27 protein-coding genes are annotated in these 20,478 nt (G+C 61.3%); 18 read left to right on the forward strand and 9 right to left on the reverse strand.

Going from position 1 to position 20,478, the window contains the following annotated elements:
* Positions 1–6: 6 nt before the first annotated feature.
* Positions 7–372 (reverse strand): twitching motility response regulator PilH, encoded by a 366-nt coding sequence (gene pilH / locus PspS35_RS27940; protein WP_003234583.1) that lies wholly within the window; start codon positions 370–372, stop codon positions 7–9.
* Between the two features lie 46 nt (positions 373–418).
* Positions 419–826 carry a twitching motility response regulator PilG gene (gene pilG / locus PspS35_RS27945; protein ID WP_159937636.1) on the reverse strand — a complete coding sequence of 136 codons (408 nt, stop codon included), beginning with the start codon at positions 824–826 and terminating at the stop codon, positions 419–421.
* A gap of 239 nt (positions 827–1,065) precedes the next feature.
* Here pilG and gshB point away from each other — a divergent pair, with 239 nt between their 5' ends.
* From gshB to PspS35_RS27980, 7 genes are all read left to right on the forward strand, one after another.
* Complete coding sequence (gene gshB / locus PspS35_RS27950; protein WP_159937637.1) at positions 1,066–2,019, forward strand: glutathione synthase; 954 nt, start codon at positions 1,066–1,068, stop codon at positions 2,017–2,019.
* A 77-nt stretch (positions 2,020–2,096) separates the two neighbouring features.
* The gene (locus PspS35_RS27955) at positions 2,097–3,002 is read left to right on the forward strand and encodes an energy transducer TonB (RefSeq protein ID WP_159937638.1); all 906 of its coding nucleotides are present in this window, start codon (positions 2,097–2,099) and stop codon (positions 3,000–3,002) included.
* 106 nt (positions 3,003–3,108) lie between these two features.
* Positions 3,109–3,678, forward strand: coding sequence for a YqgE/AlgH family protein (locus PspS35_RS27960; RefSeq protein ID WP_159937639.1), 570 nt, complete (start codon positions 3,109–3,111; stop codon positions 3,676–3,678).
* Positions 3,678–4,115, forward strand: a complete 438-nt coding sequence (gene ruvX / locus PspS35_RS27965) for a Holliday junction resolvase RuvX (RefSeq protein ID WP_003176676.1) — start codon at positions 3,678–3,680, stop codon at positions 4,113–4,115. The genes PspS35_RS27960 and ruvX overlap by 1 nt, the downstream gene beginning before the upstream one ends.
* Positions 4,116–4,282: 167 nt before the next feature.
* Positions 4,283–4,789: a bifunctional pyr operon transcriptional regulator/uracil phosphoribosyltransferase PyrR gene (gene pyrR / locus PspS35_RS27970; protein ID WP_159937640.1), complete on the forward strand. Its 507-nt coding sequence runs from the start codon at positions 4,283–4,285 to the stop codon at positions 4,787–4,789.
* Positions 4,790–4,813: 24 nt separating this feature from the next.
* On the forward strand, positions 4,814–5,818 hold the full coding sequence (locus PspS35_RS27975; RefSeq protein WP_159937641.1) for an aspartate carbamoyltransferase catalytic subunit: 1,005 nt from the start codon (positions 4,814–4,816) through the stop codon (positions 5,816–5,818).
* Complete coding sequence (locus tag PspS35_RS27980; RefSeq protein WP_159937642.1) at positions 5,815–7,089, forward strand: dihydroorotase; 1,275 nt, start codon at positions 5,815–5,817, stop codon at positions 7,087–7,089. Before PspS35_RS27975 ends, PspS35_RS27980 begins: the two co-directional genes overlap by 4 nt.
* A 70-nt stretch (positions 7,090–7,159) precedes the next feature.
* Here the strand turns inward: PspS35_RS27980 and PspS35_RS27985 are convergent, their stop codons facing one another.
* Entirely contained in the window at positions 7,160–7,588 is a 429-nt protein-coding gene (locus PspS35_RS27985) for an NINE protein (protein ID WP_159937643.1), read from the reverse strand.
* A gap of 250 nt (positions 7,589–7,838) precedes the next feature.
* Between PspS35_RS27985 and PspS35_RS27990 the strand changes: the two genes are divergently transcribed.
* Positions 7,839–8,474, forward strand: coding sequence for a C40 family peptidase (locus PspS35_RS27990; protein ID WP_159937644.1), 636 nt, complete (start codon positions 7,839–7,841; stop codon positions 8,472–8,474).
* A 138-nt stretch (positions 8,475–8,612) separates the two neighbouring features.
* Here the strand turns inward: PspS35_RS27990 and PspS35_RS27995 are convergent, their stop codons facing one another.
* Positions 8,613–9,647 carry a type IV pilus twitching motility protein PilT gene (locus PspS35_RS27995; protein WP_159937645.1) on the reverse strand — a complete coding sequence of 345 codons (1,035 nt, stop codon included), beginning with the start codon at positions 9,645–9,647 and terminating at the stop codon, positions 8,613–8,615.
* A 57-nt stretch (positions 9,648–9,704) separates the two neighbouring features.
* Here PspS35_RS27995 and PspS35_RS28000 point away from each other — a divergent pair, with 57 nt between their 5' ends.
* The 9 genes from PspS35_RS28000 to PspS35_RS28040 all read left to right on the forward strand — a co-directional run bounded on the left by PspS35_RS28000 (position 9,705) and on the right by PspS35_RS28040 (position 16,318).
* Positions 9,705–10,400, forward strand: a complete 696-nt coding sequence (locus tag PspS35_RS28000) for a YggS family pyridoxal phosphate-dependent enzyme (protein WP_159937646.1) — start codon at positions 9,705–9,707, stop codon at positions 10,398–10,400.
* 24 nt (positions 10,401–10,424) lie between these two features.
* Positions 10,425–11,243 (forward strand): pyrroline-5-carboxylate reductase, encoded by an 819-nt coding sequence (gene proC, locus PspS35_RS28005; RefSeq protein ID WP_159937647.1) that lies wholly within the window; start codon positions 10,425–10,427, stop codon positions 11,241–11,243.
* Positions 11,244–11,268: 25 nt separating this feature from the next.
* Positions 11,269–11,856: a YggT family protein gene (locus PspS35_RS28010; RefSeq protein WP_159937648.1), complete on the forward strand. Its 588-nt coding sequence runs from the start codon at positions 11,269–11,271 to the stop codon at positions 11,854–11,856.
* Between the two features lie 105 nt (positions 11,857–11,961).
* Entirely contained in the window at positions 11,962–13,101 is a 1,140-nt protein-coding gene (locus tag PspS35_RS28015) for a homoserine O-acetyltransferase (protein WP_159937649.1), read from the forward strand.
* A gap of 7 nt (positions 13,102–13,108) precedes the next feature.
* A complete protein-coding gene (gene metW / locus PspS35_RS28020; RefSeq protein WP_017735309.1) occupies positions 13,109–13,729 on the forward strand; it encodes a methionine biosynthesis protein MetW in 621 nt (206 codons plus the stop codon).
* 21 nt (positions 13,730–13,750) lie between these two features.
* The gene (locus PspS35_RS28025) at positions 13,751–14,185 is read left to right on the forward strand and encodes a DUF4426 domain-containing protein (protein ID WP_159937650.1); all 435 of its coding nucleotides are present in this window, start codon (positions 13,751–13,753) and stop codon (positions 14,183–14,185) included.
* Positions 14,182–14,778 (forward strand): RdgB/HAM1 family non-canonical purine NTP pyrophosphatase, encoded by a 597-nt coding sequence (gene rdgB / locus PspS35_RS28030; RefSeq protein ID WP_159937651.1) that lies wholly within the window; start codon positions 14,182–14,184, stop codon positions 14,776–14,778. Before PspS35_RS28025 ends, rdgB begins: the two co-directional genes overlap by 4 nt.
* Positions 14,775–15,977: a radical SAM family heme chaperone HemW gene (gene hemW / locus PspS35_RS28035; protein WP_159937652.1), complete on the forward strand. Its 1,203-nt coding sequence runs from the start codon at positions 14,775–14,777 to the stop codon at positions 15,975–15,977. The genes rdgB and hemW overlap by 4 nt, the downstream gene beginning before the upstream one ends.
* Positions 15,978–15,994: 17 nt before the next feature.
* Complete coding sequence (locus PspS35_RS28040) at positions 15,995–16,318, forward strand: DUF3392 domain-containing protein (protein ID WP_159937653.1); 324 nt, start codon at positions 15,995–15,997, stop codon at positions 16,316–16,318.
* Between the two features lie 81 nt (positions 16,319–16,399).
* Here PspS35_RS28040 and trmB read toward each other — a convergent pair whose 3' ends face one another.
* The 4 genes from trmB to PspS35_RS28060 all read right to left on the reverse strand — a co-directional run bounded on the left by trmB (position 16,400) and on the right by PspS35_RS28060 (position 18,630).
* On the reverse strand, positions 16,400–17,128 hold the full coding sequence (trmB, locus tag PspS35_RS28045; RefSeq protein ID WP_159937654.1) for a tRNA (guanosine(46)-N7)-methyltransferase TrmB: 729 nt from the start codon (positions 17,126–17,128) through the stop codon (positions 16,400–16,402).
* 9 nt (positions 17,129–17,137) lie between these two features.
* Positions 17,138–17,932, reverse strand: coding sequence for a thiazole synthase (locus PspS35_RS28050; RefSeq protein ID WP_003234615.1), 795 nt, complete (start codon positions 17,930–17,932; stop codon positions 17,138–17,140).
* A gap of 48 nt (positions 17,933–17,980) precedes the next feature.
* The gene (gene thiS / locus PspS35_RS28055; RefSeq protein ID WP_202982117.1) at positions 17,981–18,181 is read right to left on the reverse strand and encodes a sulfur carrier protein ThiS; all 201 of its coding nucleotides are present in this window, start codon (positions 18,179–18,181) and stop codon (positions 17,981–17,983) included.
* A gap of 71 nt (positions 18,182–18,252) precedes the next feature.
* Positions 18,253–18,630: a DUF423 domain-containing protein gene (locus PspS35_RS28060; RefSeq protein WP_159937656.1), complete on the reverse strand. Its 378-nt coding sequence runs from the start codon at positions 18,628–18,630 to the stop codon at positions 18,253–18,255.
* 74 nt (positions 18,631–18,704) lie between these two features.
* On the opposite strand from PspS35_RS28060, the gene mtgA reads away from it, so the two are divergent.
* Positions 18,705–19,427, forward strand: coding sequence for a monofunctional biosynthetic peptidoglycan transglycosylase (gene mtgA / locus PspS35_RS28065; RefSeq protein WP_159937657.1), 723 nt, complete (start codon positions 18,705–18,707; stop codon positions 19,425–19,427).
* A gap of 70 nt (positions 19,428–19,497) precedes the next feature.
* Here the strand turns inward: mtgA and rpoH are convergent, their stop codons facing one another.
* A complete protein-coding gene (gene rpoH / locus PspS35_RS28070; protein ID WP_003176698.1) occupies positions 19,498–20,352 on the reverse strand; it encodes an RNA polymerase sigma factor RpoH in 855 nt (284 codons plus the stop codon).
* Positions 20,353–20,478: the final 126 nt, after the last annotated feature.

A 20,478-nucleotide genomic window follows, 5' to 3' on the forward strand; every position in this document is an offset into this window, starting at 1 on the left:
GTGCCGTCAGCCGGCCAGCACCTTGTTCAGGGTGGCGATCAGGGTGTCTTCGTCCACCGGCTTGGTCAGGTAGTCCTTGGCGCCCTGGCGCGCGCCCCAGATCTTGTCGGTCTCCTGGTCCTTCGTGGTGATGATGATGATCGGGATGCCATTGGTTTCCGGCTCCTTGGACAACTGGCGCGTGGCCTGGAAGCCATTGAGGCCCGGCATCACGATGTCCATCAGCACTGCGTCGGGCTTTTCCTGGCGGGCCAGGGCCACGCCGTCCGCACCGTTTTCGGCCTTGAGGACCTGGTGGCCGTGCTTTTCCAGCATGCCGGTGAGTTTGTACATTTCAGTCGGCGAATCGTCGACGATCAGAACACGTGCCATGGTTTTCCCCATTACATTGGTCGGCGCCGGCCCTTGTGAGGCGGCGTCAGTGTGCTTGTTCTACTGCGGCGAACCCCGGCACATAGGCCTTGATTGCACCCAGCAGTTCTTCCTTGCTGAAAGGCTTGGTCAAAAACTGATCGACACCCACGATGCGCCCCTTGGCCTTGTCGAACAGACCGTCCTTGGAGGACAGCATGATCACCGGAATCGACTTGAACGCCGGGTTGTTCTTCACCAGCGCGCAAGTCTGATAGCCATCCAGGCGCGGCATCATGATGTCGACGAAGATAATGTGCGGGTGGTGATCAACAATCCGGGCCAGGGCATCGAAACCGTCGATGGCCGTGATGACTTCGCACCCGACGTTCTTCAACAGGGTCTCGGCGGTGCGGCGGATCGTTTTCGAGTCGTCGATCACCATCACTCTCAAGGCGTTGGAATGCTGTTCCATATCTGCTCTACCATCGCCACAGCGAATCGGTTTTCGGTGTGTACTGCCTGATGTTGCACAGGATGAGCGCCGCAAGCCTTGGAATTCAAGGGCTGCTGCGCCGTGGCAGTCTTTTTAGCACAGTCTCGGGGAGCAATCTATCGAGGCACCCGCCCGGTGGTTTTTCCTTGACCCACAACAGCCGCAGCGCCACTCTGACGCCACTTTTATGCGCCCTAATTTGCTAGAGGAAATCCCCCATGAGCGTTCGCGTCGGCATTGTCATGGACCCTATCGCCAGCATTTCCTATAAAAAGGACAGTTCGCTGGCCATGCTCCTGGCCGCCCAGGCCCGCGGCTGGACCTTGTTCTATATGGAACAGCGCGACCTTTATCAGGGCGACGGCGAAGCCCGCGCACGCATGCGCCCGCTGCAGGTGTTCGCCAACCCGCAAAAATGGTTCGAACTGCAGGACGAAATCGACAGCCCCCTGAGCGACCTGGACGTGATCCTGATGCGCAAGGACCCGCCGTTCGACATGGAGTTCGTCTACTCCACCTACCTGCTGGAGCAGGCCGAACGTGCCGGCGTGCTGATCGTCAACAAGCCGCAGAGCCTGCGCGACTGCAATGAAAAGCTGTTCGCCACGCTGTTCCCGCAGTGCACGCCGCCGACCGTGGTCAGCCGCCGCGCCGACGTGCTGCGTGAATTTGCCGCCAAACACGGTGATGTGATCCTCAAGCCGCTGGACGGCATGGGCGGCACCTCGATCTTCCGTCACCGCGCGGGCGACCCGAACCTGTCGGTGATCCTGGAAACCCTGACCGCGCTGGGCACCCAGCAGATCATGGGCCAGGCGTACCTGCCGGCGATCAAGGACGGCGACAAGCGCATCCTGATGATCGATGGCGAGCCAGTGGATTATTGCCTCGCACGTATCCCGGCGGCCGGCGAAACCCGTGGCAACTTGGCGGCCGGCGGACGCGGTGAGGCAAGGCCGTTGTCAGACAAAGACCGCTGGATCGCCAGCCAGGTTGGCCCGACCCTGCGAGAAAAGGGTTTACTGTTCGTAGGCCTTGACGTAATTGGTGAAAGCCTCACCGAAATCAACGTCACGAGTCCGACCTGTATTCGCGAGATCGACAATGCATTTGGCACGAACATCGGCGAAATGCTGATGGTCGCCATCGAGCGCAAGCTGAAAGCCAAGTGATATAGAACAGCCGGATACCCACCAACATTGCGTTATCATGCGCCACCTGTGAAACGCGCGATGTTGGTTTTCTTGTCATGACACTCTGGTCCGATCTGCCCCCCGAACTCTCCCACAGCGGCGTGCGCCCGGCTGATCGGCTTGGATTTACCCTGTTCCTGGCGGCATTGATTCATCTGGCGTTGATCCTCGGCGTGGGTTTTACCCTGGTCGAACCCAAACAGATCACCCAGACCCTGGAAATCACCCTCGCCACCTTCAAAAGCGAAAAGAAGCCCGAGAAGGCGGACTTTATCGCCCAGGACAACCAGCAAGGCAGCGGCACCCTCGATAAGAAAGCCATCCCCAAGACCACTGAAGTGGCGCCCTTTCAGGACAACAAAGTCAACAAAGTCACGCCACCGCCGGTGCCCAAGCCCGAGGTCAAGCAGGCCGCACCCAAGGCCACCGTGACCACCATCGCGCCCAAACCGCAAAAAGCCCCAGTCCAGCGCGAAAAAACCAAGACTGAGCCGCAGCCACAACCGGTGAAACCAGCGCCCACGTTTGACAGTTCGCAGCTCTCCGATCAGATCTCCAGCCTGGAAGCCGAGCTGGCCAACGAACAGCAGTTGTACGCCAAGCGCCCGCGCATCTACCGCCTGAACGCGGCCTCGACCATGCGTGACAAGGGCGCCTGGTATAAGGACGAGTGGCGCAAAAAAGTTGAGCGCGTCGGCAACCTCAACTACCCGGAAGAGGCACGGCGCCAGCAGATCTACGGGAATTTGCGTCTATTGGTGTCAATCAACCGCGACGGCTCGTTATATGAAGTGCAGGTGCTGGAGTCCTCCGGCCAGCCACTGCTGGACCAGGCCGCCCAGCGCATCGTGCGCCTGGCCGCGCCCTTCGCGCCGTTTACCGGCGACCTGAACGATGTGGATCGACTCGAAATCATCCGCACCTGGAAATTCGCCAAGGGTGATCGACTCTCCAGCAACTGATCACACCCACCCTTGTAGGAGCGAGCTCCTACAGAAAAGCCGACAGCGCTGTATTCGGGTCACGTCCAGCTTGTCAGTTCGCCCCTCCAACGCCACACTAGTGGACATGAAAAATGTCAGCCCGACCTACCTCAAGCACCAATTCCTGATCGCCATGCCCCATATGGCCGACCCGAACTTTGCGCAGACCTTGACCTACATCGTCGAGCACACCGCCAATGGTGCGATGGGGTTGGTGGTGAACCGCCCGCAAACGCTGAACCTGGCCGATATCCTCGAACAACTGCGCCCCGAGATCGACCCGCCGGCCCGTTGCCAGAGCGTGCCGATCTATATCGGCGGGCCGGTACAGACTGATCGCGGCTTCGTGCTGCACCCGACCGGGCCTAAGTTCCAGGCCACGGTGGACCTGGACGGTGTGTCGCTGTCCACTTCCCAGGATGTGTTGTTTGCCATCGCCGACGGCGTAGGCCCTGAACACAGCGTCATCACCCTGGGATACGCCGGCTGGGAAGCCGGGCAGTTGGAAGCCGAACTGGCCAGCAATGCCTGGCTGACCTGCCCCTTCGACGCCGACATCCTGTTCAACACCGCCAGCGAACTGCGCCTGGAAGCGGCCGCAGCCAAACTGCGGGTCAACCTCAGCCTGTTGACCAGCCAGGCGGGGCACGCCTGATGGCCTTGCGTCTGATCCTCGGTTTTGACTACGGCACCAAACAGATCGGCGTAGCGGTCGGCCAGGTCATCACCGGCCAGGCTCGCGAGCTGTGCACCCTGAAAGCCCAGAACGGCATACCGGACTGGAACCAGGTCGAAGCCCTGATCAAGGAGTGGAAGCCCGACGCGGTGGTGGTCGGCCTGCCCCTGAACATGGACGGCACCCCGAGCGATATGTGCCTGCGCGCCGAAAAGTTCGCCCGCCGCCTCAATGGCCGCTACAACATCCCCTTCTATACCCACGACGAGCGCCTGACCACCTTTGAAGCCAAGGGTGAGCGCCGTGACCGTGGCGGGCAGAAGGGCAGCTATCGCGACAACCCGGTGGACGCCATCGCCGCCGCCTTGCTGTTGCAGGGCTGGCTGGATGAAAACACCGCTTTATTTGAATCCTGACTGGCGCAGCTTGCCTGTCGCTTTTTGTAGGAGTGAGAGGGACGCCTAGTTCTTGCTCGCGAAAAACGTCAACGATAACGCATGAAACCTGGATGACCGCGGTGCCTGTGAGTTCTTCGCGAGCAAGCTTGCTCCTACACACTATCGCCTACCTTGAAGGAGCCACCATGAGCCTGCCCAATCCCGCCGAACTGATCAGCCAGATGGCGACACGCCTCAACGCGCACCTGGAACACCGTGCCATCAGCGAACCGCGCTTTATTGGCATTCGCACCGGCGGTGTGTGGGTGGCCCAGGCGCTGCTGGAAGAACTGGGCAGCGATTCTCCCCTGGGCACGCTGGACGTGTCGTTCTACCGCGACGACTTCAGCCAGAACGGTCTGCACCCGCAAGTGCAACCGTCGGCCCTGCCGTTCGAGGTCGAAGGCCAGCATCTGGTGCTGATCGACGACGTGCTGATGAGCGGCCGCACCATCCGCGCAGCCATGAACGAACTGTTCGACTACGGCCGCCCGGCCAGTATCACGCTGGTCTGCCTGCTGGACCTGGACGCCGGCGAGCTGCCGATCAGCCCGGATGTGGTCGGCGCCACACTGTCGCTGCAAGCCCAGCAACGGGTAAAATTGTCCGGTCCCACGCCGCTCGAACTCGAACTGCAAGACCTTGCCCTTTAAACCGCCTTGTAAAGAGTCCCCGCGATGACGCCTCTAGATGCCAAGCGCCCGCTGCAGCTCAATGCTCAGGGCCAGTTGCAACATTTCTTGTCCCTCGACGGTTTGCCCCGCGAACTGCTCACCGAAATCCTCGACACTGCCGACTCGTTCCTCGAAGTCGGTGGCCGGGCGGTGAAGAAGGTCCCGCTGCTGCGCGGCAAAACCATCTGCAACGTGTTCTTCGAGAACTCGACCCGCACCCGCACCACCTTTGAACTGGCGGCCCAGCGGTTGTCGGCCGACGTGATTACACTGAACGTGTCCACTTCGTCGGCGAGCAAGGGCGAAACCCTGCTTGACACCCTGCGTAACCTGGAAGCTATGGCCGCCGATATGTTCGTGGTGCGCCACGGCGACTCCGGCGCCGCGCATTTCATCGCCGAGCATGTGTGCCCGCAGGTGGCGATCATCAACGGCGGCGACGGCCGTCACGCGCACCCGACCCAGGGCATGCTCGACATGCTCACCATCCGCCGACACAAGGGCGGCTTTGAAAACCTCTCGGTGGCCATCGTCGGCGACATCCTGCACTCACGTGTGGCGCGCTCGAACATGCTGGCCCTGAAAGCCCTGGGTTGCCCGGATATCCGCGTGATCGCGCCCAAAACCCTGCTGCCCATCGGGATCGAGCAATACGGCGTGAAGGTCTACACCGACATGACCCAAGGCCTCAAGGATGTGGACGTGGTGATCATGCTGCGCCTGCAACGCGAGCGCATGGCCGGCGGCCTGCTGCCGAGCGAGGGTGAGTTCTACCGCCTGTTCGGCCTGACCACTGCACGACTGGCCGGTGCCAAGCCGGATGCCATCGTGATGCACCCAGGCCCGATCAACCGAGGGGTGGAGATTGAGTCGGCGGTGGCCGACGGCAACCAATCGGTGATTCTCAACCAGGTGACCTACGGCATCGCCGTACGCATGGCGGTGATGTCCATGGCCATGAGCGGGCAAACCGCGCAACGTCAATTCGAGCAGGAGAACGCCCAGTGAAGCTCAGCATTCTTGGCGCTCGCGTTATCGACCCGGCCAGTGGCCTGGATCAAGTCACCGATCTTCATCTGGAAGCCGGCAAGATCATTGCCATCGGCGCCGCCCCCAGCGGTTTCAGCCCCAACGAAACGATCGACGCCAAAGGCCTGGTAGCCGCGCCTGGGCTGGTGGACCTGAACGTCGCCCTGCGCGAGCCGGGCTACAGCCGCAAAGGCACCATTGCCAGCGAGACCCGCGCCGCAGCCGCCGGTGGCGTGACCAGCCTGTGCTGCCCACCGCACACCAAGCCGATCCTCGACACGTCAGCCGTGACCGAGCTGATCCTCGACCGCGCCCGCGAAGCCGGCAATTGCAAAGTGTTCCCCATCGGCGCCCTGAGCAAAGGCCTGGAAGGCGAACAACTGGCCGAGCTGATCGCCCTGCGCGACGCCGGTTGCGTCGCCTTCGGCAACGGCCTGGAGAGTTTCCGCAGCACCCGCACCCTGTGTCGCGCCCTGGAATACGCGGCCACCTTCGATCTGACGGTGATCTTCCACTCCCAGGATCGCGACCTGGCCGAAGGCGGCCTGGCCCATGAAGGCGCCGTTGCCAGTTTCCTCGGCTTGCCGGGCATCCCGGAAACCGCCGAAACCGTGGCCCTGGCCCGCGACCTGTTGCTGGTGGAGCAAAGCGGCGTACGCGCACACTTCAGCCAGTTGACCAGCGCACGGGGCGTGGCATTGATCGCGCAGGCCCAGGCCCGCGGCTTGCCGGTGACGGCGGATGTGGCGCTGTATCAGTTGATTCTGACGGATGAAGCGCTGATCGACTTCTCCAGCCTGTACCACGTGCAACCGCCGCTGCGCACCCTGGCCGACCGTGACGGTTTGCGCGCGGCAGTCAAATCCGGTGTGGTCTCGGCGATTTCCAGCCACCACCAACCCCATGAGCGCGATGCCAAGCTGGCACCGTTTGGCGCGACCGAGCCGGGCATCAGCAGCGTCGAGCTGTTGCTGCCATTGGCGATGACCTTGGTGGAAGACGGGTTGCTGGACTTGCCGACGCTGCTGGCACGCTTGAGCGCCGGCCCGGCCGAAGCCTTGCGCCTGCCGGCCGGTAAGTTGGCAGTGGGTGCGGCGGCGGACTTGGTGTTGTTTGACCCGGCCAGCTCCACGGTTGCCGGGGAGCACTGGCTGTCGAAGGGTGAAAACTGCCCGTTCATCGGCCATAGCCTGCCGGCCACGGTGCGTTATACCTTGGTGGATGGGCGGATCAGCTACCAAGCGCTCTAAAGCGGAGACAGTAAATGTGGGAGGGGGCTTGCCCCCTCCCACATTGGTTCTCTATTTAACGTTTGAGAGCTCAGCGACCCGAATTGCGCTCGGCATTGCGGATCGAAATCTGCGTATTCAACGTCCAGAAGTCATACAGCACCCCCACCGAGAACAACCCAAGCGTCAGCAGGTAGATCAGGCCACTGATCCATTTGCCCTGGTACATGCGGTGCACGCCGAACACCCCCAGAAACGTCAACAGAATCCACGCCACATTGTATTCGATAGGGCCCGCGGTAAAACGCAGGTCCGCCTCACGGTCCATGGCCGGGATCAGGAAAAAGTCGATCAGCCAGCCAATGCCCAACAGCCCAAGGGTGCAAAACCAGATCGTGCCGGTCACCGGCTTGCCGTAATAGAAGCGATGCGCGCCAGTAAACCCGAAAATCCAGAGCAGGTAACCGACCACCTTGCTGTGGGTGTCTTGTTGCGGACCCGCCTGTTGATAGGTGTTCATCGCGTACCTCTTTTGCGTCGATAGATAAATTTTTTCATTTTCTTTGTGACTTTTTTACGGGCGCCCGACGTACGGCAAATGGTATCTTCCCTGCCCTGAAAGCCTTATGCCACCTGACTTGTGTAGGACAATTGCGGCGATTCGTCGCGTATTTCCTGATTTTGACGTCAAGGTTCAGTCGACAAACGGCCTGAGAACGACACAAAAAGCTGTTATAAAGTTGCGCGCAAACCCATAAGAGCCACGCCTAATGCGACCATTTTTAAAGACATGGCTAACCATTTGCCTATTAATGCCACTGGCCGCCCACGCCACCAATCGTGAGCAAAGACTTCCAAACGTTAATGGTTTCACCCCTAAAGTCCACAGCACGCCGAGCACTGCCAAATCGGTAAAGCCCACCGTCAGCCGCCCGACTCAACTGAGCAAGGCCCACGGCAAGACAGTGCCTGGCCTCGTGGCCGTCAACACCAAGCAGAGCAGCACCGTCCTCAGCCGCGCCGTCAACGTGCTCGGTACACCTTATCGTTGGGGCGGCAGCAGCCCAAGTAAAGGGTTCGACTGCAGCGGCCTGGTGAAATATGCGTTCAACGACGTCGCCGCCGTGGATCTGCCGCGCACTTCCAACGCCATGGCCGCCGGCCACGGGCAGAAGGTTGACCGCAAGGACCTGAAACCGGGTGACCTGCTGTTCTTCAAACTCAAGAGCCGCCAGGTGAACCACGTTGCTATTTACCTGGGCAACGACCGCTTTATCCACGCACCGCGTCGTGGCAAGTCGGTCAGTATCGACACGCTGAAAAAGCCGTTCTGGGACAAGAACTACGTGATTGCCAAGCGGGTGCTGCCGAAAGAGCAGAACACCTTGCGAGTCGTCCAGCGCTGATCTGAAGCTGGAATGCAGTAGTCAATGTGAGAGGGGGCTTGCTCCCGATCGCGGTGAATCAGTCAGCTTATCTGTACCTGACCCACTGCAATCGGGGGCAAGCCCCCTCCCACATTTGATTTTCATGCCCGCAAGACCTCATATGTCTGCCGGCACCCTCGCCTTCTCCCTTGCCTCTTCCCGGCTGATCACGCCCTCCGTGACCAACGCCTTCAAACTCATATCCAACGTCTTCATCCCCAACGCCCCGCCGGTCTGGATCGCCGAGACCATCTGCGCCACCTTGTCCTCACGAATCAAATTACGAATGGCCGGCGTGCCCAACATGATTTCATGGGCCGCCACGCGCCCGCCGCCGAGTCGCTTCACCAGCACCTGTGACACCACCGCCTGCAACGACTCCGACAGCATCGAGCGCACCCTGGCTTTTTCACCGACCGGGAACACGTCCACCAGCCTGTCCACGGTCTTTGCCGCCGAGCCGGTGTGCAGGGTGCCAAATACCAAATGCCCGGTTTCAGCCGCCGTCAGCGCCAGGCGGATGGTTTCCAGGTCACGCAGTTCGCCCACCAAGATCACGTCGGGGTCTTCACGCAGCGCCGAGCGCAAGGCCGCCGAAAAACTGTGAGTGTCGCGGTGCACCTGCCGTTGGTTGATCAGCGAGCTTTTCGGCCTGTGGATAAATTCGATGGGGTCTTCCAGCGTGAGGATGTGCTGACGCCGATGCTGGTTGAGGTGATCGATCATCGCCGCCAGGGTGGTGGACTTGCCTGAGCCAGTGGGCCCGGTCACCAGCACCAGGCCGCGCGGCAACTGCGCAATACGCTGGAACACCTCTCCCAGGCCCAGGCTTTCCAGGCTTTTGACCTCGGCTGCAATGGTGCGGAACACCGCGCCCATGCCACGAGCCTGCTGGAACACATTCGCCCGGAACCGCGCCACACCGGGCAGCTCGAAGGCAAAATCGGTTTCAAGAGAGGTTTCGAAATCCTTTCGTTGGTATTGGCTGAGCAGTGGGCTGAGCAAATCCGCCACTTGCGCAGCTGACAGTGGCGGCCAATCCAGCGGCCACACTTCGCCATCCACCCGCAGCATCGGCGCCAGGCCGGCCGACAAATGCAGGTCGGAGGCGCCTCGGCGCACGCCGGCCACCAGCAATTCAGTGATATCCATAGGGCTTTCCATTTCCAGTAGAATGCCGCGGACTCCATATCCACGGGCGCATCTTGAATGTCGACGATAGCAGACAACATCGGCCTGGTTAGCCAGCGCATCCGCGCCGCAGCCGACGCCGTGCAGCGTGACGCAAGCAGCATCCACCTGCTGGCCGTGAGCAAGACCAAACCCGCGCAAGCCGTGCGCGAAGCCTATGCCGCCGGGATGTGCGACTTTGGCGAAAACTATCTACAGGAAGCCTTGGGCAAACAGGCCGAATTGACCGACCTGCCCTTGAGTTGGCACTTCATCGGCCCCATTCAATCGAACAAGACGCGCGCTATCGCCGAGAACTTCGCCTGGGTGCATTCCGTGGACCGCCTCAAAATTGCACAACGCCTGTCTGAACAACGCCCGGCCGACCTGCCACCGCTCAATATTTGCATCCAGGTCAACGTCAGTGGCGAAGCCAGCAAGTCCGGCTGTACGCCCGCCGACCTGCCGGCCCTGGCCAACGCGATCAGCGCCCTGCCGCACCTGAAACTGCGGGGCTTGATGGCGATTCCCGAGCCGACCGACGATCGGGCCGAACAAGACGCCGCGTTCGCCAGCGTTCGCGACCTGCAAGCCAGTTTGAACCTGCCGCTGGACACACTTTCCATGGGCATGAGCCACGACCTTGAGTCGGCCATCGCCCAAGGCGCCACCTGGGTGCGGATCGGTACCGCCCTGTTTGGCGCCCGCGACTACGGCCAGCCATCCAATGGCTGACTTCCATTTAGCTAAGGACCAGTCATGAAAGACACGCGTATTGCCTTTATCGGCGCCGGTAACATGGCGGCCAGCCTGATCGGTGGCCTGCGGGCCAAGGGCCTCGACGCTGCACAGATTCACGCCAGCGACCCGGGCGCCGAAACACGCGCCCGAATCACAGCAGAACATGGCATCGACACCTTCGCCGACAACGCCGAGGCCATCCAGGGCGTCGACGTGATCGTACTGGCGGTCAAGCCGCAGGCCATGAAGGCCGTGTGCGAGAGCCTGCGCCCGAACCTGCAACCACACCAATTGGTGGTCTCCATTGCCGCTGGCATCACCTGCGCCAGCATGAACAACTGGCTCGGCGCCCAACCGATCGTACGTTGCATGCCCAACACCCCGGCACTGCTGCGCCAGGGCGTGAGCGGCCTGTACGCGACCGCCGAAGTCAGCGCCGAACAGCGCGACCAGGCCCAGGCGCTGCTGTCCGCCGTGGGCATCGCCCTGTGGCTGGAACAGGAGCAGCAACTGGACGCGGTTACCGCCGTGTCCGGCAGCGGCCCGGCGTACTTCTTCCTGCTGATCGAAGCCATGACCGCAGCCGGTGTGAAACTGGGCCTGCCGCAGGACATCGCCGAGCAACTGGCCGAGCAAACCGCCCTGGGCGCCGCGACAATGGCCGTCGCCAGCGACGTGGATGCCGCCGAGTTGCGCCGTCGGGTCACCTCCCCTGGCGGCACCACGCAGGCGGCCATCGAATCATTCCAGGCCGGAGGCTTTGAAGCCTTGGTGGAAAAAGCACTGGGTGCCGCGGCACATCGTTCGGCCGAAATGGCCGAGCAGCTGGGTAAATAGTCGTCTCCCTACGAAGGAATACATGATGCTTGGACTCAATGACGCCCTCATCTTCATCATCCAGACGTTGGGCAGCCTGTACCTGCTGATCGTGCTGATGCGTTTTATCCTGCAACTGGTGCGGGCGAATTTCTACAACCCACTGTGCCAATTCGTGGTGAAGGCCACCCAGCCGCTGCTCAAGCCACTGCGCCGGGTGATCCCGAGCATGTTCGGCCTGGACATGTCGTCACTGGTACTGGCACTGCTGCTGCAGATCCTGCTGTTCGCGGTGGTATTGATGCTCAGGGGCTACCTGCCCTACACCGTGCTGCTGTTGCCGTGGGCATTGATCGGGATTTTCTCGCTGTTTTTGAAGATCATCTTCTGGTCGATGATCATCAGCGTGATCCTGTCCTGGGTCGCGCCGGGCAGCCGCAGCCCAGGCGCCGAGTTGGTCTACCAGATCACCGAGCCGGTGCTGGCACCGTTCCGTCGCCTGATCCCCAACCTGGGGGGCCTGGATATCTCGCCAATCTTCGCGTTTATTGCGATCCAACTGATCCAAGGCTGGGGGATCCCGTACCTGGCTGACTTCGCGAACATGCCCAAGGAACTGTTCGGGCTGATCTGATTCAAGCCTGGCTTTCAGGCAAAGGCCGGATAACCTCCGGCCTTTGCTTGCCGCTAGGTGCAGCGGTCTTTAGACTTACGCCTCATTTAAACGAGAGCAGGGTCGATGCCAGCTGCCTTCCCCCCCGATTCTGTTGGACTGGTCGTGCCCCAAGTGGCGCACTTCAGCGAGCCGCTGGCCCTGGCCTGTGGCCGTTCGCTGCCAGCCTATGACCTGATTTATGAAACCTACGGCCAATTGAACGCCACGGCGAGCAACGCCGTGCTGATCTGCCACGCCTTGTCCGGTCATCACCACGCCGCCGGTTTCCACAGTGCCGACGAGCGCAAGCCCGGCTGGTGGGACAGTTGCATCGGCCCTGGCAAGCCCATCGACACCAACCGGTTCTTTGTGGTCAGCCTCAACAACCTCGGCGGTTGCAACGGCTCCACCGGCCCCAGCAGCCTCAACCCGGAAACCGGCAAGCCGTTCGGCGCCGACTTCCCGGTACTCACCGTGGAAGACTGGGTGCACAGCCAGGCGCGTCTCGCCGACCTGCTGGGCATCGGCCAATGGGCGGCCGTGATCGGCGGCAGCCTGGGCGGTATGCAGGCGCTGCAGTGGACCATCACGTACCCTGACCGCGTGCGCCATTGCCTGGCCATCGCCTCGGCCCCCAAGTTATCGGCGCAGAACATCGCCTTCAACGAAGTGGCGCGCCAGGCGATCCTCACCGACCCCGAGTTCCACGGCGGTTCGTTCCAGGAAGCGGGCGTAATCCCCAAGCGCGGCTTGATGCTGGCGCGGATGGTCGGGCATATCACCTACCTGTCCGACGACTCCATGGGCGAGAAATTCGGTCGTGGCCTCAAGAGCGAAAAGCTCAACTACGACTTCCACAGCGTCGAGTTCCAGGTGGAAAGCTACCTGCGGTATCAGGGCGAGGAGTTCTCCGGGCGTTTCGACGCCAACACCTACCTGCTGATGACCAAGGCCCTGGACTACTTCGACCCGGCGGCCAACCACAACGACGACCTGGCCAAAACCTTCGAAGGGGCCACGGCCAAATTCTGCGTGATGTCGTTCACCACCGACTGGCGCTTTTCGCCGGCCCGCTCCCGCGAACTGGTGGATGCGCTGATGGCTGCGCGCAAAGACGTCTGCTACCTGGAGATCGATGCTCCGCAAGGCCACGACGCCTTCCTGATTCCGATCCCGCGCTACTTGCAGGCTTTCAGCAACTACATGAACCGCATAATTTTGTGAGAACGCCATGAGAGCCGACCTGGACATCATCCAAGACTGGATCCCCGCCGGCAGCCGCGTGCTCGACCTGGGCTGCGGCGATGGCGAACTGCTGAGTTGGTTGCGCGACAACAAGCAAGTCACCGGCTATGGCCTGGAGAACGACCCGGACAACATCGCCCAGTGCGTGGCCAAGGGCATCAACGTGATCGAGCAGGACCTGGACAAGGGCCTGGGCAACTTTGCCAGCAACAGCTTCGACATCGTGGTGATGACCCAGGCCCTGCAAGCGGTGCACTACCCGGACCGCATCCTCGACGAAATGCTGCGCGTGGGCCGCCAGTGCATCATCACCTTCCCCAATTTCGGACACTGGCGCTGCCGCTGGTACCTGGCTACCAAGGGCCGGATGCCGGTCTCGGACTTCCTGCCGTACACCTGGTACAACACGCCGAATATCCACTTCTGCACCTTCGAAGACTTCGAAGCGCTGTGTGGCGAGCGTGAAGCCAAGGTGATCAACCGCCTTGCCGTCGATCAACAGCACCGCCACGGCTGGGCGAGTAAACTATGGCCCAACCTGTTGGGCGAAATCGGTATTTACCGGGTCAGCAGTCCTGGCCTGACCGACCACAAAATTGCCGTCTAATCATTTTCAAGAGGGACGCTCATGAGTCGCTTGGCTATTTTTCTACTGACTGCGTGCCTGGGTGCCAACGCCTTGGCTGCGGACGCTATCGACAGTAAACGCCAGAAAGAATTTGGCGATATCACCGTGCACTACAACACCTTCACCTCCAGCTTCCTGCAGCCCGAAACGGCCCAGGCCGTTGGCGTGGTGCGCAGCAAGAACAAGGGTTTGATCAATGTGTCCGTGGTCAAGGGCGTGACCCCTGTGGCGGCCCAAGTGACCGGCACCATCAAGGACCTGAGCGGCAAGAGCGAGATCCTGACGTTCAAGCAGATCACCGAAAAAGGTGCGATCTATTACCTCGCGCCGTACAACGTGCCGCAGCAGGAAGTGCGCGTGTTCACTATCAACGTTGAAACCGGCGGCAAGGCCCATGGCTTCCAATTCAACCAGGAACTGTTTCCGGCGGAATGATGAACCTTACTCAACTCGTACTGGCCAGCCATAACGCCGGCAAACTCAAAGAACTCCAGGCCATGCTCGGCGAATCCGTGCAACTGCGCTCGATCGGCGAGTTCAGCCAGGTGGAGCCGGAAGAGACCGGCCTGTCATTCGTCGAGAACGCCATCCTCAAGGCCCGCAATGCCTCACGCATTTGCGGCCTGCCGGCGCTGGCGGATGATTCGGGCCTCGCGGTGGATATCCTCGGCGGCGCCCCCGGTATTTATTCGGCGCGTTATGCCGACGGCAAAGGCGACGCAGCCAACAACGCCAAGCTGCTGGACGCGCTCAAGGACGTGCCGGACGCGATGCGCGGCGCGCAGTTCGTCTGCGTGCTGGCCCTGGTGCGGCACGCCGACGACCCGTTGCCGATCCTTTGCGAAGGCCTGTGGCACGGGCGCATCCTGCATGCGGCCAGCGGTGAGCAGGGTTTTGGCTATGACCCTCTGTTCTGGGTGCCGGAGCGTAATGTCTCCAGCGCCGAGCTGAGCCCGGCCGACAAGAACCAGATCAGCCACCGCGCCCGCGCAATGGATTTGCTACGCCAACGCCTGAGCCTGAAATGACCCACGACACCCCGGCGCTGCCGCTGATCCACGGCGGCGCGCAAACAACTCGGGGGGCCTTGCCGGTACTGCCGCCCCTGGCGCTGTATATCCACATCCCGTGGTGCGTGCGCAAATGCCCTTACTGCGACTTCAACTCCCACGCCGCAAGCAAAGTGCTGCCGGAAGAAGAGTACGTGGACGCACTGTTGGCCGACCTCGATCAGGACCTGCACGCCGTTTACGGCCGGGAACTGAGTTCGATCTTCTTCGGTGGCGGTACGCCGAGCCTGTTCAGTGCAGCCGCGCTAGGGCGCCTGCTCAAAGGCGTGCAGGCGCGCATCCCGTTTGCCGGCGATATCGAGATCACCCTGGAAGCCAACCCCGGCACGTTCGAACAAGAGAAGTTCGTGGCGTATCGCAAGCTGGGGATCAACCGCCTGTCCATCGGCATACAGAGCTTCCAGCAGGAAAAACTCCAGGCCCTGGGCCGTATCCACAATGGCGACGAAGCGGTACGCGCTGCCGGCATGGCGCGCCAGGCCGGGTTCGATAACTTCAACCTGGACCTGATGCACGGCTTGCCCGATCAGTCCCTGGACGACGCCCTCGGCGACCTGCGCCAGGCCATCGCGCTCAAACCCACGCATTTATCCTGGTACCAACTGACCCTGGAACCCAACACGGTGTTCTGGAACCAGCCGCCCGCGCTGCCGGAAGACGACACCCTGTGGGACATCCAGGAAGCCGGTCAGGCGCTGCTGGCCGAGCACGGTTACGCACAATATGAAGTGTCGGCCTACGCCCAACCGGGCCGCCCGGCGCGACATAACCTGAATTACTGGAGCTTCGGCGACTTTATTGGCATCGGCGCCGGCGCCCACGGCAAGCTCAGCCACCCGGACGGCCGTATCGTGCGCACCTGGAAAACCCGTGCACCGAAGGACTACCTCAACCCCGCCAAGAGCTTCCAGGCCGGGGCGAAGGAACTGACCAACGACGAGTTGCCCTTCGAATTCCTGATGAACGCCCTGCGCCTTACCGATGGCGTCGATGCCAAGCTTTACGCCGAACGTACCGGCCTGGACCTGGCGAGCCTCGATGAGGCGCGGCGCGAGGCAGAACAAAGTGGCTTAATGCAGGTCGAACCGTCACGCCTGGCGGCGACCGACCGCGGGCAACTCTTTCTCAATGACCTGTTGCAGAAGTTTTTGAGCTGACGCTCTAAGGAAGTCACATGGATTTGGTACTCGACCTGCTCGCCACCGTATCCCGCTGGAGCCGCAGCAACCTGTCGGAAATCTCCCTGGCCCTCGTGGGCTGTTTGCTGGTGCTGTTCGGCGCCGACATCAAGGGCTGGGTCGAAGCGCGCCTGGGCAGCGTCGCTGGCGCGTTGCGCGTACCACTGATGGCATTGGTGTGCATGTTCGGCAGCGGCGCCGCGCTGATCTACGCCACGCCGTGGATTGTGCGGGGGTTGAGCCAGTTCAATAACTACAGCCTGGCGCCGGTGTTGGTGGTGGTGCTGGTGTTGATTGGCGTCGTCGCGGACCGCCGCTGACCTCAAATCCAACACAAAACAACTGTGGGAGGGGGCAAGCCCCCTCCCACATTTTTGACCGCATTCCAGGTTACTGGGGTGTCAGTCGACTTTCTCGAACTTCAAATCCCACACCCCATGCCCCAACCGCTCACCGCGACGTTCGAACTTGGTGATCGGCCGCTCAGCCGGGCGTGGCACGCATTTGCCGTCTTGCGCCAGGTTGCGGTAGCCAGGGGCAACATCCATCACTTCCAGCATGTACTCGGCATACGGTTCCCAATCGGTAGCCATGTGCAGGATGCCGCCGACTTTCAGCTTGCTGCGTACCAGTTCTGCAAAGGAAGCCTGGACGATGCGGCGCTTGTGATGACGGGATTTGTGCCACGGGTCCGGGAAGAACAGCATCAGGCGGTCGAGGCTGTTGTCGGCGATGCAGCGGTTGAGCACTTCAATCGCGTCGCAGTCGTAGACCCGCAAGTTGCTCAGGCCTTGGGTCAGCACGCCGTTAAGCAGTGCGCCGACACCTGGGCGGTGCACTTCCACACCGATGAAGTCCTGGTCCGGCGCGGCGGCGGCCATTTCCAGCAGGGAGTGGCCCATGCCGAAACCGATCTCCAGGGAGCGCGGAGCCGAACGGCCGAACACTTGGTCGTAATCCACCGGCGCGTCGGCCAGGGGCAATACGAACAGCGGCGTGCCTTGCTCCAGGCCCTTTTGCTGGCCTTCGGTCATGCGGCCGGCGCGCATCACAAAACTCTTGATGCGGCGGTGCTTGGACTCGTCGCCTGCTTCTTCCACGGTGTTCGGCGTTTCGTTTGATTCAGTCATCAATGGCTCTTACTTGATCAGACCATCCAGCGGCGAAGAGGCGCTGGCGTAGAGTTTTTTCGGCATGCGCCCGGCGAGGTAAGCCAGGCGGCCTGCGACAATGGCGTGTTGCATGGCTTCGGCCATCATGATTGGCTGCTGGGCATGGGCGATGGCCGAGTTCATCAGCACCGCGTCGCAGCCCAGTTCCATGGCGATGGTGGCGTCGGAGGCGGTGCCTACGCCGGCATCCACCAGCACCGGGATCTTGGCTTCTTCAAGGATGATCTGCAGGTTATACGGATTGCAGATACCCAGGCCGGAACCGATCAGGCCGGCCAGCGGCATCACTGCGATGCAGCCGATCTCCGCCAATTGACGGGCGATGATCGGGTCATCACTGGTGTAGACCATCACGTCGAAGCCTTCCTTGACCAGCGTTTCGGCGGCCTTGAGGGTTTCGATTACATTGGGAAACAGGGTTTTCTGGTCGGCCAGCACTTCCAGCTTCACCAGGTTGTGGCCGTCGAGCAGCTCACGGGCCAGGCGGCATGTGCGCACGGCTTCGATGGCGTCGTAGCAACCGGCGGTGTTCGGCAAAAAGGTGTAGCGATCCGGCGACAGCACTTCGAGCAGGTTCGGCTCGCCCTCGATCTGGCCGAGGTTGGTGCGGCGCACGGCGAAGGTCACGATCTCGGCACCCGAGGCTTCGATGGCCAGGCGGGTTTCTTCCATGTCGCGGTATTTGCCGGTGCCGACCAGCAGGCGGGACTGGTAGGTACGACCGGCCAGGACGAAGGGCTTGTCGCTACGAACGATGCTCATGGGAAATCCTCGAAATGGGGTGAGGTTCTGCAGAATTCGGGCAGGCGACTAGCCGCCGCCGATGGCGTGGACCACTTCGACCTGATCACCTTCGGTCAGCGCAGTCTCGGTGTGCAGGCTACGCGGGACGATATCCAGGTTGAGCTCCACTGCGACGCGACGCCCGGTCAAGTCCAGGCGGGTCAGCAGGGCCGCAACGGTTTCACCGTCGGGCAGTTCAAAGGATTCGCCGTTCAACAGAATGCGCATGCCGCGGGCCGCCATTGTTTTTAGGGGCCAGCATTCTAGCTTGATTGGTGTTGCCGGCCCAAGTCCCTTGGTCAGACGACCTGCAGGCGCCAGGCAAACAGGCCGAGGAAGAACCAGCCGAGCAGGAACGCCAAGCCGCCGAACGGTGTGATGATGCCAAGTTTGCTGATACCGGTCATGGTCAGCACATACAGGCTGCCGGAGAACAACAGGATACCGACGACAAACGAGATGCCGGCCCAGGTCACCAGGCGGCCGGGAAGATGGGCCGCCAGCAAGGCCACGCCGAACAGCGCCAGGGTGTGCACCAATTGGTAGGTCACGCCGGTGTGGAAAATTGCCAGGTATTCGGCGCTCAGGCGGTTTTTCAGGCCATGGGCGGCGAAGGCGCCGAGGGCGACACCGGTGAAGCCGAAAAACGCGGCCAGCATCAGAAAGCTACGCAGCATGGGGAACTCCAGTCAGACTCATCGGGCAGGGTCTGTATAATGGCCCGCTCAACGGGTTCGGCCAAGCCATCTCTATGCTGCGTCTCCTCTTCAGTCGTGTTCTCAAAATCGTCAAATGGTTTGCCATCGGCAGTGTGCTGCTGGTGCTGCTGTTGCGTGTCGTCCCGCCGCCGTTCACTGCGCTGATGGTGGAGCGCAAGATCGAATCCTGGTTCGACGGCGAACCCATTGACCTGCAACGCACCTGGGTGCCGTGGGACGAGATCTCCAACGACCTCAAAGTGGCGGTGATGGCCGGTGAAGACCAGCGCTTCCCGCAGCATTGGGGCTTTGATTTTGGCGCGATCCAGGCGGCGATCCTGCACAACGAACGCGGTGGTTCGATTCGCGGTGCCAGTACGTTGAGCCAACAAGTGTCGAAAAACCTGTTCCTGTGGGCCGGCCGCAGCTACCTGCGCAAGGGCCTGGAGGCGTGGTTTACCGGTTTGATCGAGATACTCTGGCCCAAGCAGCGAATTCTTGAGGTGTACCTCAACAGCGTGGAATGGGATGAAGGCGTGTTTGGCGCGGAGGCTGCGGCGCGGCATCACTTTGGGGTGAGTGCCAAGGGGCTTTCGCGGCAACAGGCCAGTTATCTGGCGGCGGTGTTGCCCAACCCACGAGTGTGGAGTGCGAGCCATCCGACCGCGTATGTGGCAAGGCGCGCGGCGTGGATTCGGCAGCAGATGAATCAGTTGGGTGGGGATGGTTATCTTGTGGAACTGAATAACTCCCGCAAAGCGCCCTGGTCTGACTGACACTACACAAAACAAATGTGGGAGGGGGCTTGCCCCCTCCCACATTTTTGACCCGGTGTTGCCAGCCGGATCAGGCCGCGATCGACAACTTCAGCTTGTTCATCGCGCTTTTCTCAAGCTGACGAATCCGCTCGGCCGACACGTTGTACTTCTGTGCCAGGTCATGCAGCGTGGCTTTTTCTTCCGCCAGCCAGCGCTGGTAGAGGATGTCACGGCTGCGGTCGTCCAGCACTTCCAGCGCTTCGTGCAGGTTGTGGTTGGAGTTGTCACTCCAGTCGGCGTCTTCCAGTTGACGCGCCGGGTCGTACCGGTGGTCTTCCAGGTAGTTGGCCGGCGATTGGAAGGCGCTGTCGTCATCTGCCTCAGCAGCCGGGTCGAAGGCCATGTCATGGCCAGTCAGGCGGCTTTCCATCTCGCGCACTTCGCGGGGCTCCACGCCGAGGCTTTCGGCCACGCGGTGGACTTCCTCGTTGTTCAGCCACGCCAGGCGTTTCTTCTGGCTGCGCAGGTTGAAGAACAGTTTGCGCTGGGCCTTGGTGGTCGCGACTTTCACGATGCGCCAGTTGCGCAGGATGAACTCGTGAATCTCCGCCTTGATCCAGTGCACGGCAAACGACACCAGGCGCACGCCCATTTCAGGGTTGAAGCGCTTTACAGCCTTCATCAGGCCAACGTTGCCTTCCTGGATCAGATCAGCCTGGGCCAGGCCGTAGCCACTGTAGCTACGGGCGATATGTACGACAAAACGCAGGTGGGCGAGCACCATCTGCCGAGCCGCCCCCAAATCCTGCTCATAGTAGAGACTCTCGGCCAGTTCACGCTCCTGCTCGGGCGTCAGCAATGGAATGCTGTTGACCGTGTGCACATAGGCTTCCAGGTTCGCACCCGGGACCAGAGCATAAGCAGGTTGCAAAGAAGTGGTCATACGAAAAAACCTCCGACTCACATAACTCGTGCAGTTCAGCACTGCGAAAATTGACCGGGAACCACAGGACAAGTTCCCTAAACCACTGATACGGTCAATACAAACGAAACCACATTAATCTGACAT

It is taken from the genome of Pseudomonas sp. S35, from assembly GCF_009866765.1.
Taxonomy (GTDB): domain Bacteria; phylum Pseudomonadota; class Gammaproteobacteria; order Pseudomonadales; family Pseudomonadaceae; genus Aquipseudomonas.

What these genes read in the sequence shown, in the direction of transcription:
- pilH (WP_003234583.1), bottom strand. Translation starts at nt 372, where the DNA reads ATGGCACGTGTTCTGATCGTCGACGATTCGCCGACTGAAATGTACAAA.
- pilG (WP_159937636.1), bottom strand. Translation starts at nt 826, where the DNA reads ATGGAACAGCATTCCAACGCCTTGAGAGTGATGGTGATCGACGACTCG.
- gshB (WP_159937637.1), top strand. Translation starts at nt 1,066, where the DNA reads ATGAGCGTTCGCGTCGGCATTGTCATGGACCCTATCGCCAGCATTTCC.
- PspS35_RS27955 (WP_159937638.1), top strand. Translation starts at nt 2,097, where the DNA reads ATGACACTCTGGTCCGATCTGCCCCCCGAACTCTCCCACAGCGGCGTG.
- PspS35_RS27960 (WP_159937639.1), top strand. Translation starts at nt 3,109, where the DNA reads ATGAAAAATGTCAGCCCGACCTACCTCAAGCACCAATTCCTGATCGCC.
- ruvX (WP_003176676.1), top strand. Translation starts at nt 3,678, where the DNA reads ATGGCCTTGCGTCTGATCCTCGGTTTTGACTACGGCACCAAACAGATC.
- pyrR (WP_159937640.1), top strand. Translation starts at nt 4,283, where the DNA reads ATGAGCCTGCCCAATCCCGCCGAACTGATCAGCCAGATGGCGACACGC.
- PspS35_RS27975 (WP_159937641.1), top strand. Translation starts at nt 4,814, where the DNA reads ATGACGCCTCTAGATGCCAAGCGCCCGCTGCAGCTCAATGCTCAGGGC.
- PspS35_RS27985 (WP_159937643.1), bottom strand. Translation starts at nt 7,588, where the DNA reads ATGAACACCTATCAACAGGCGGGTCCGCAACAAGACACCCACAGCAAG.
- PspS35_RS27990 (WP_159937644.1), top strand. Translation starts at nt 7,839, where the DNA reads ATGCGACCATTTTTAAAGACATGGCTAACCATTTGCCTATTAATGCCA.
- PspS35_RS27995 (WP_159937645.1), bottom strand. Translation starts at nt 9,647, where the DNA reads ATGGATATCACTGAATTGCTGGTGGCCGGCGTGCGCCGAGGCGCCTCC.
- PspS35_RS28000 (WP_159937646.1), top strand. Translation starts at nt 9,705, where the DNA reads ATGTCGACGATAGCAGACAACATCGGCCTGGTTAGCCAGCGCATCCGC.
- proC (WP_159937647.1), top strand. Translation starts at nt 10,425, where the DNA reads ATGAAAGACACGCGTATTGCCTTTATCGGCGCCGGTAACATGGCGGCC.
- PspS35_RS28010 (WP_159937648.1), top strand. Translation starts at nt 11,269, where the DNA reads ATGCTTGGACTCAATGACGCCCTCATCTTCATCATCCAGACGTTGGGC.
- PspS35_RS28015 (WP_159937649.1), top strand. Translation starts at nt 11,962, where the DNA reads ATGCCAGCTGCCTTCCCCCCCGATTCTGTTGGACTGGTCGTGCCCCAA.
- metW (WP_017735309.1), top strand. Translation starts at nt 13,109, where the DNA reads ATGAGAGCCGACCTGGACATCATCCAAGACTGGATCCCCGCCGGCAGC.
- PspS35_RS28025 (WP_159937650.1), top strand. Translation starts at nt 13,751, where the DNA reads ATGAGTCGCTTGGCTATTTTTCTACTGACTGCGTGCCTGGGTGCCAAC.
- rdgB (WP_159937651.1), top strand. Translation starts at nt 14,182, where the DNA reads ATGATGAACCTTACTCAACTCGTACTGGCCAGCCATAACGCCGGCAAA.
- hemW (WP_159937652.1), top strand. Translation starts at nt 14,775, where the DNA reads ATGACCCACGACACCCCGGCGCTGCCGCTGATCCACGGCGGCGCGCAA.
- PspS35_RS28040 (WP_159937653.1), top strand. Translation starts at nt 15,995, where the DNA reads ATGGATTTGGTACTCGACCTGCTCGCCACCGTATCCCGCTGGAGCCGC.
- trmB (WP_159937654.1), bottom strand. Translation starts at nt 17,128, where the DNA reads ATGACTGAATCAAACGAAACGCCGAACACCGTGGAAGAAGCAGGCGAC.
- PspS35_RS28050 (WP_003234615.1), bottom strand. Translation starts at nt 17,932, where the DNA reads ATGAGCATCGTTCGTAGCGACAAGCCCTTCGTCCTGGCCGGTCGTACC.
- thiS (WP_202982117.1), bottom strand. Translation starts at nt 18,181, where the DNA reads ATGCGCATTCTGTTGAACGGCGAATCCTTTGAACTGCCCGACGGTGAA.
- PspS35_RS28060 (WP_159937656.1), bottom strand. Translation starts at nt 18,630, where the DNA reads ATGCTGCGTAGCTTTCTGATGCTGGCCGCGTTTTTCGGCTTCACCGGT.
- mtgA (WP_159937657.1), top strand. Translation starts at nt 18,705, where the DNA reads ATGCTGCGTCTCCTCTTCAGTCGTGTTCTCAAAATCGTCAAATGGTTT.
- rpoH (WP_003176698.1), bottom strand. Translation starts at nt 20,352, where the DNA reads ATGACCACTTCTTTGCAACCTGCTTATGCTCTGGTCCCGGGTGCGAAC.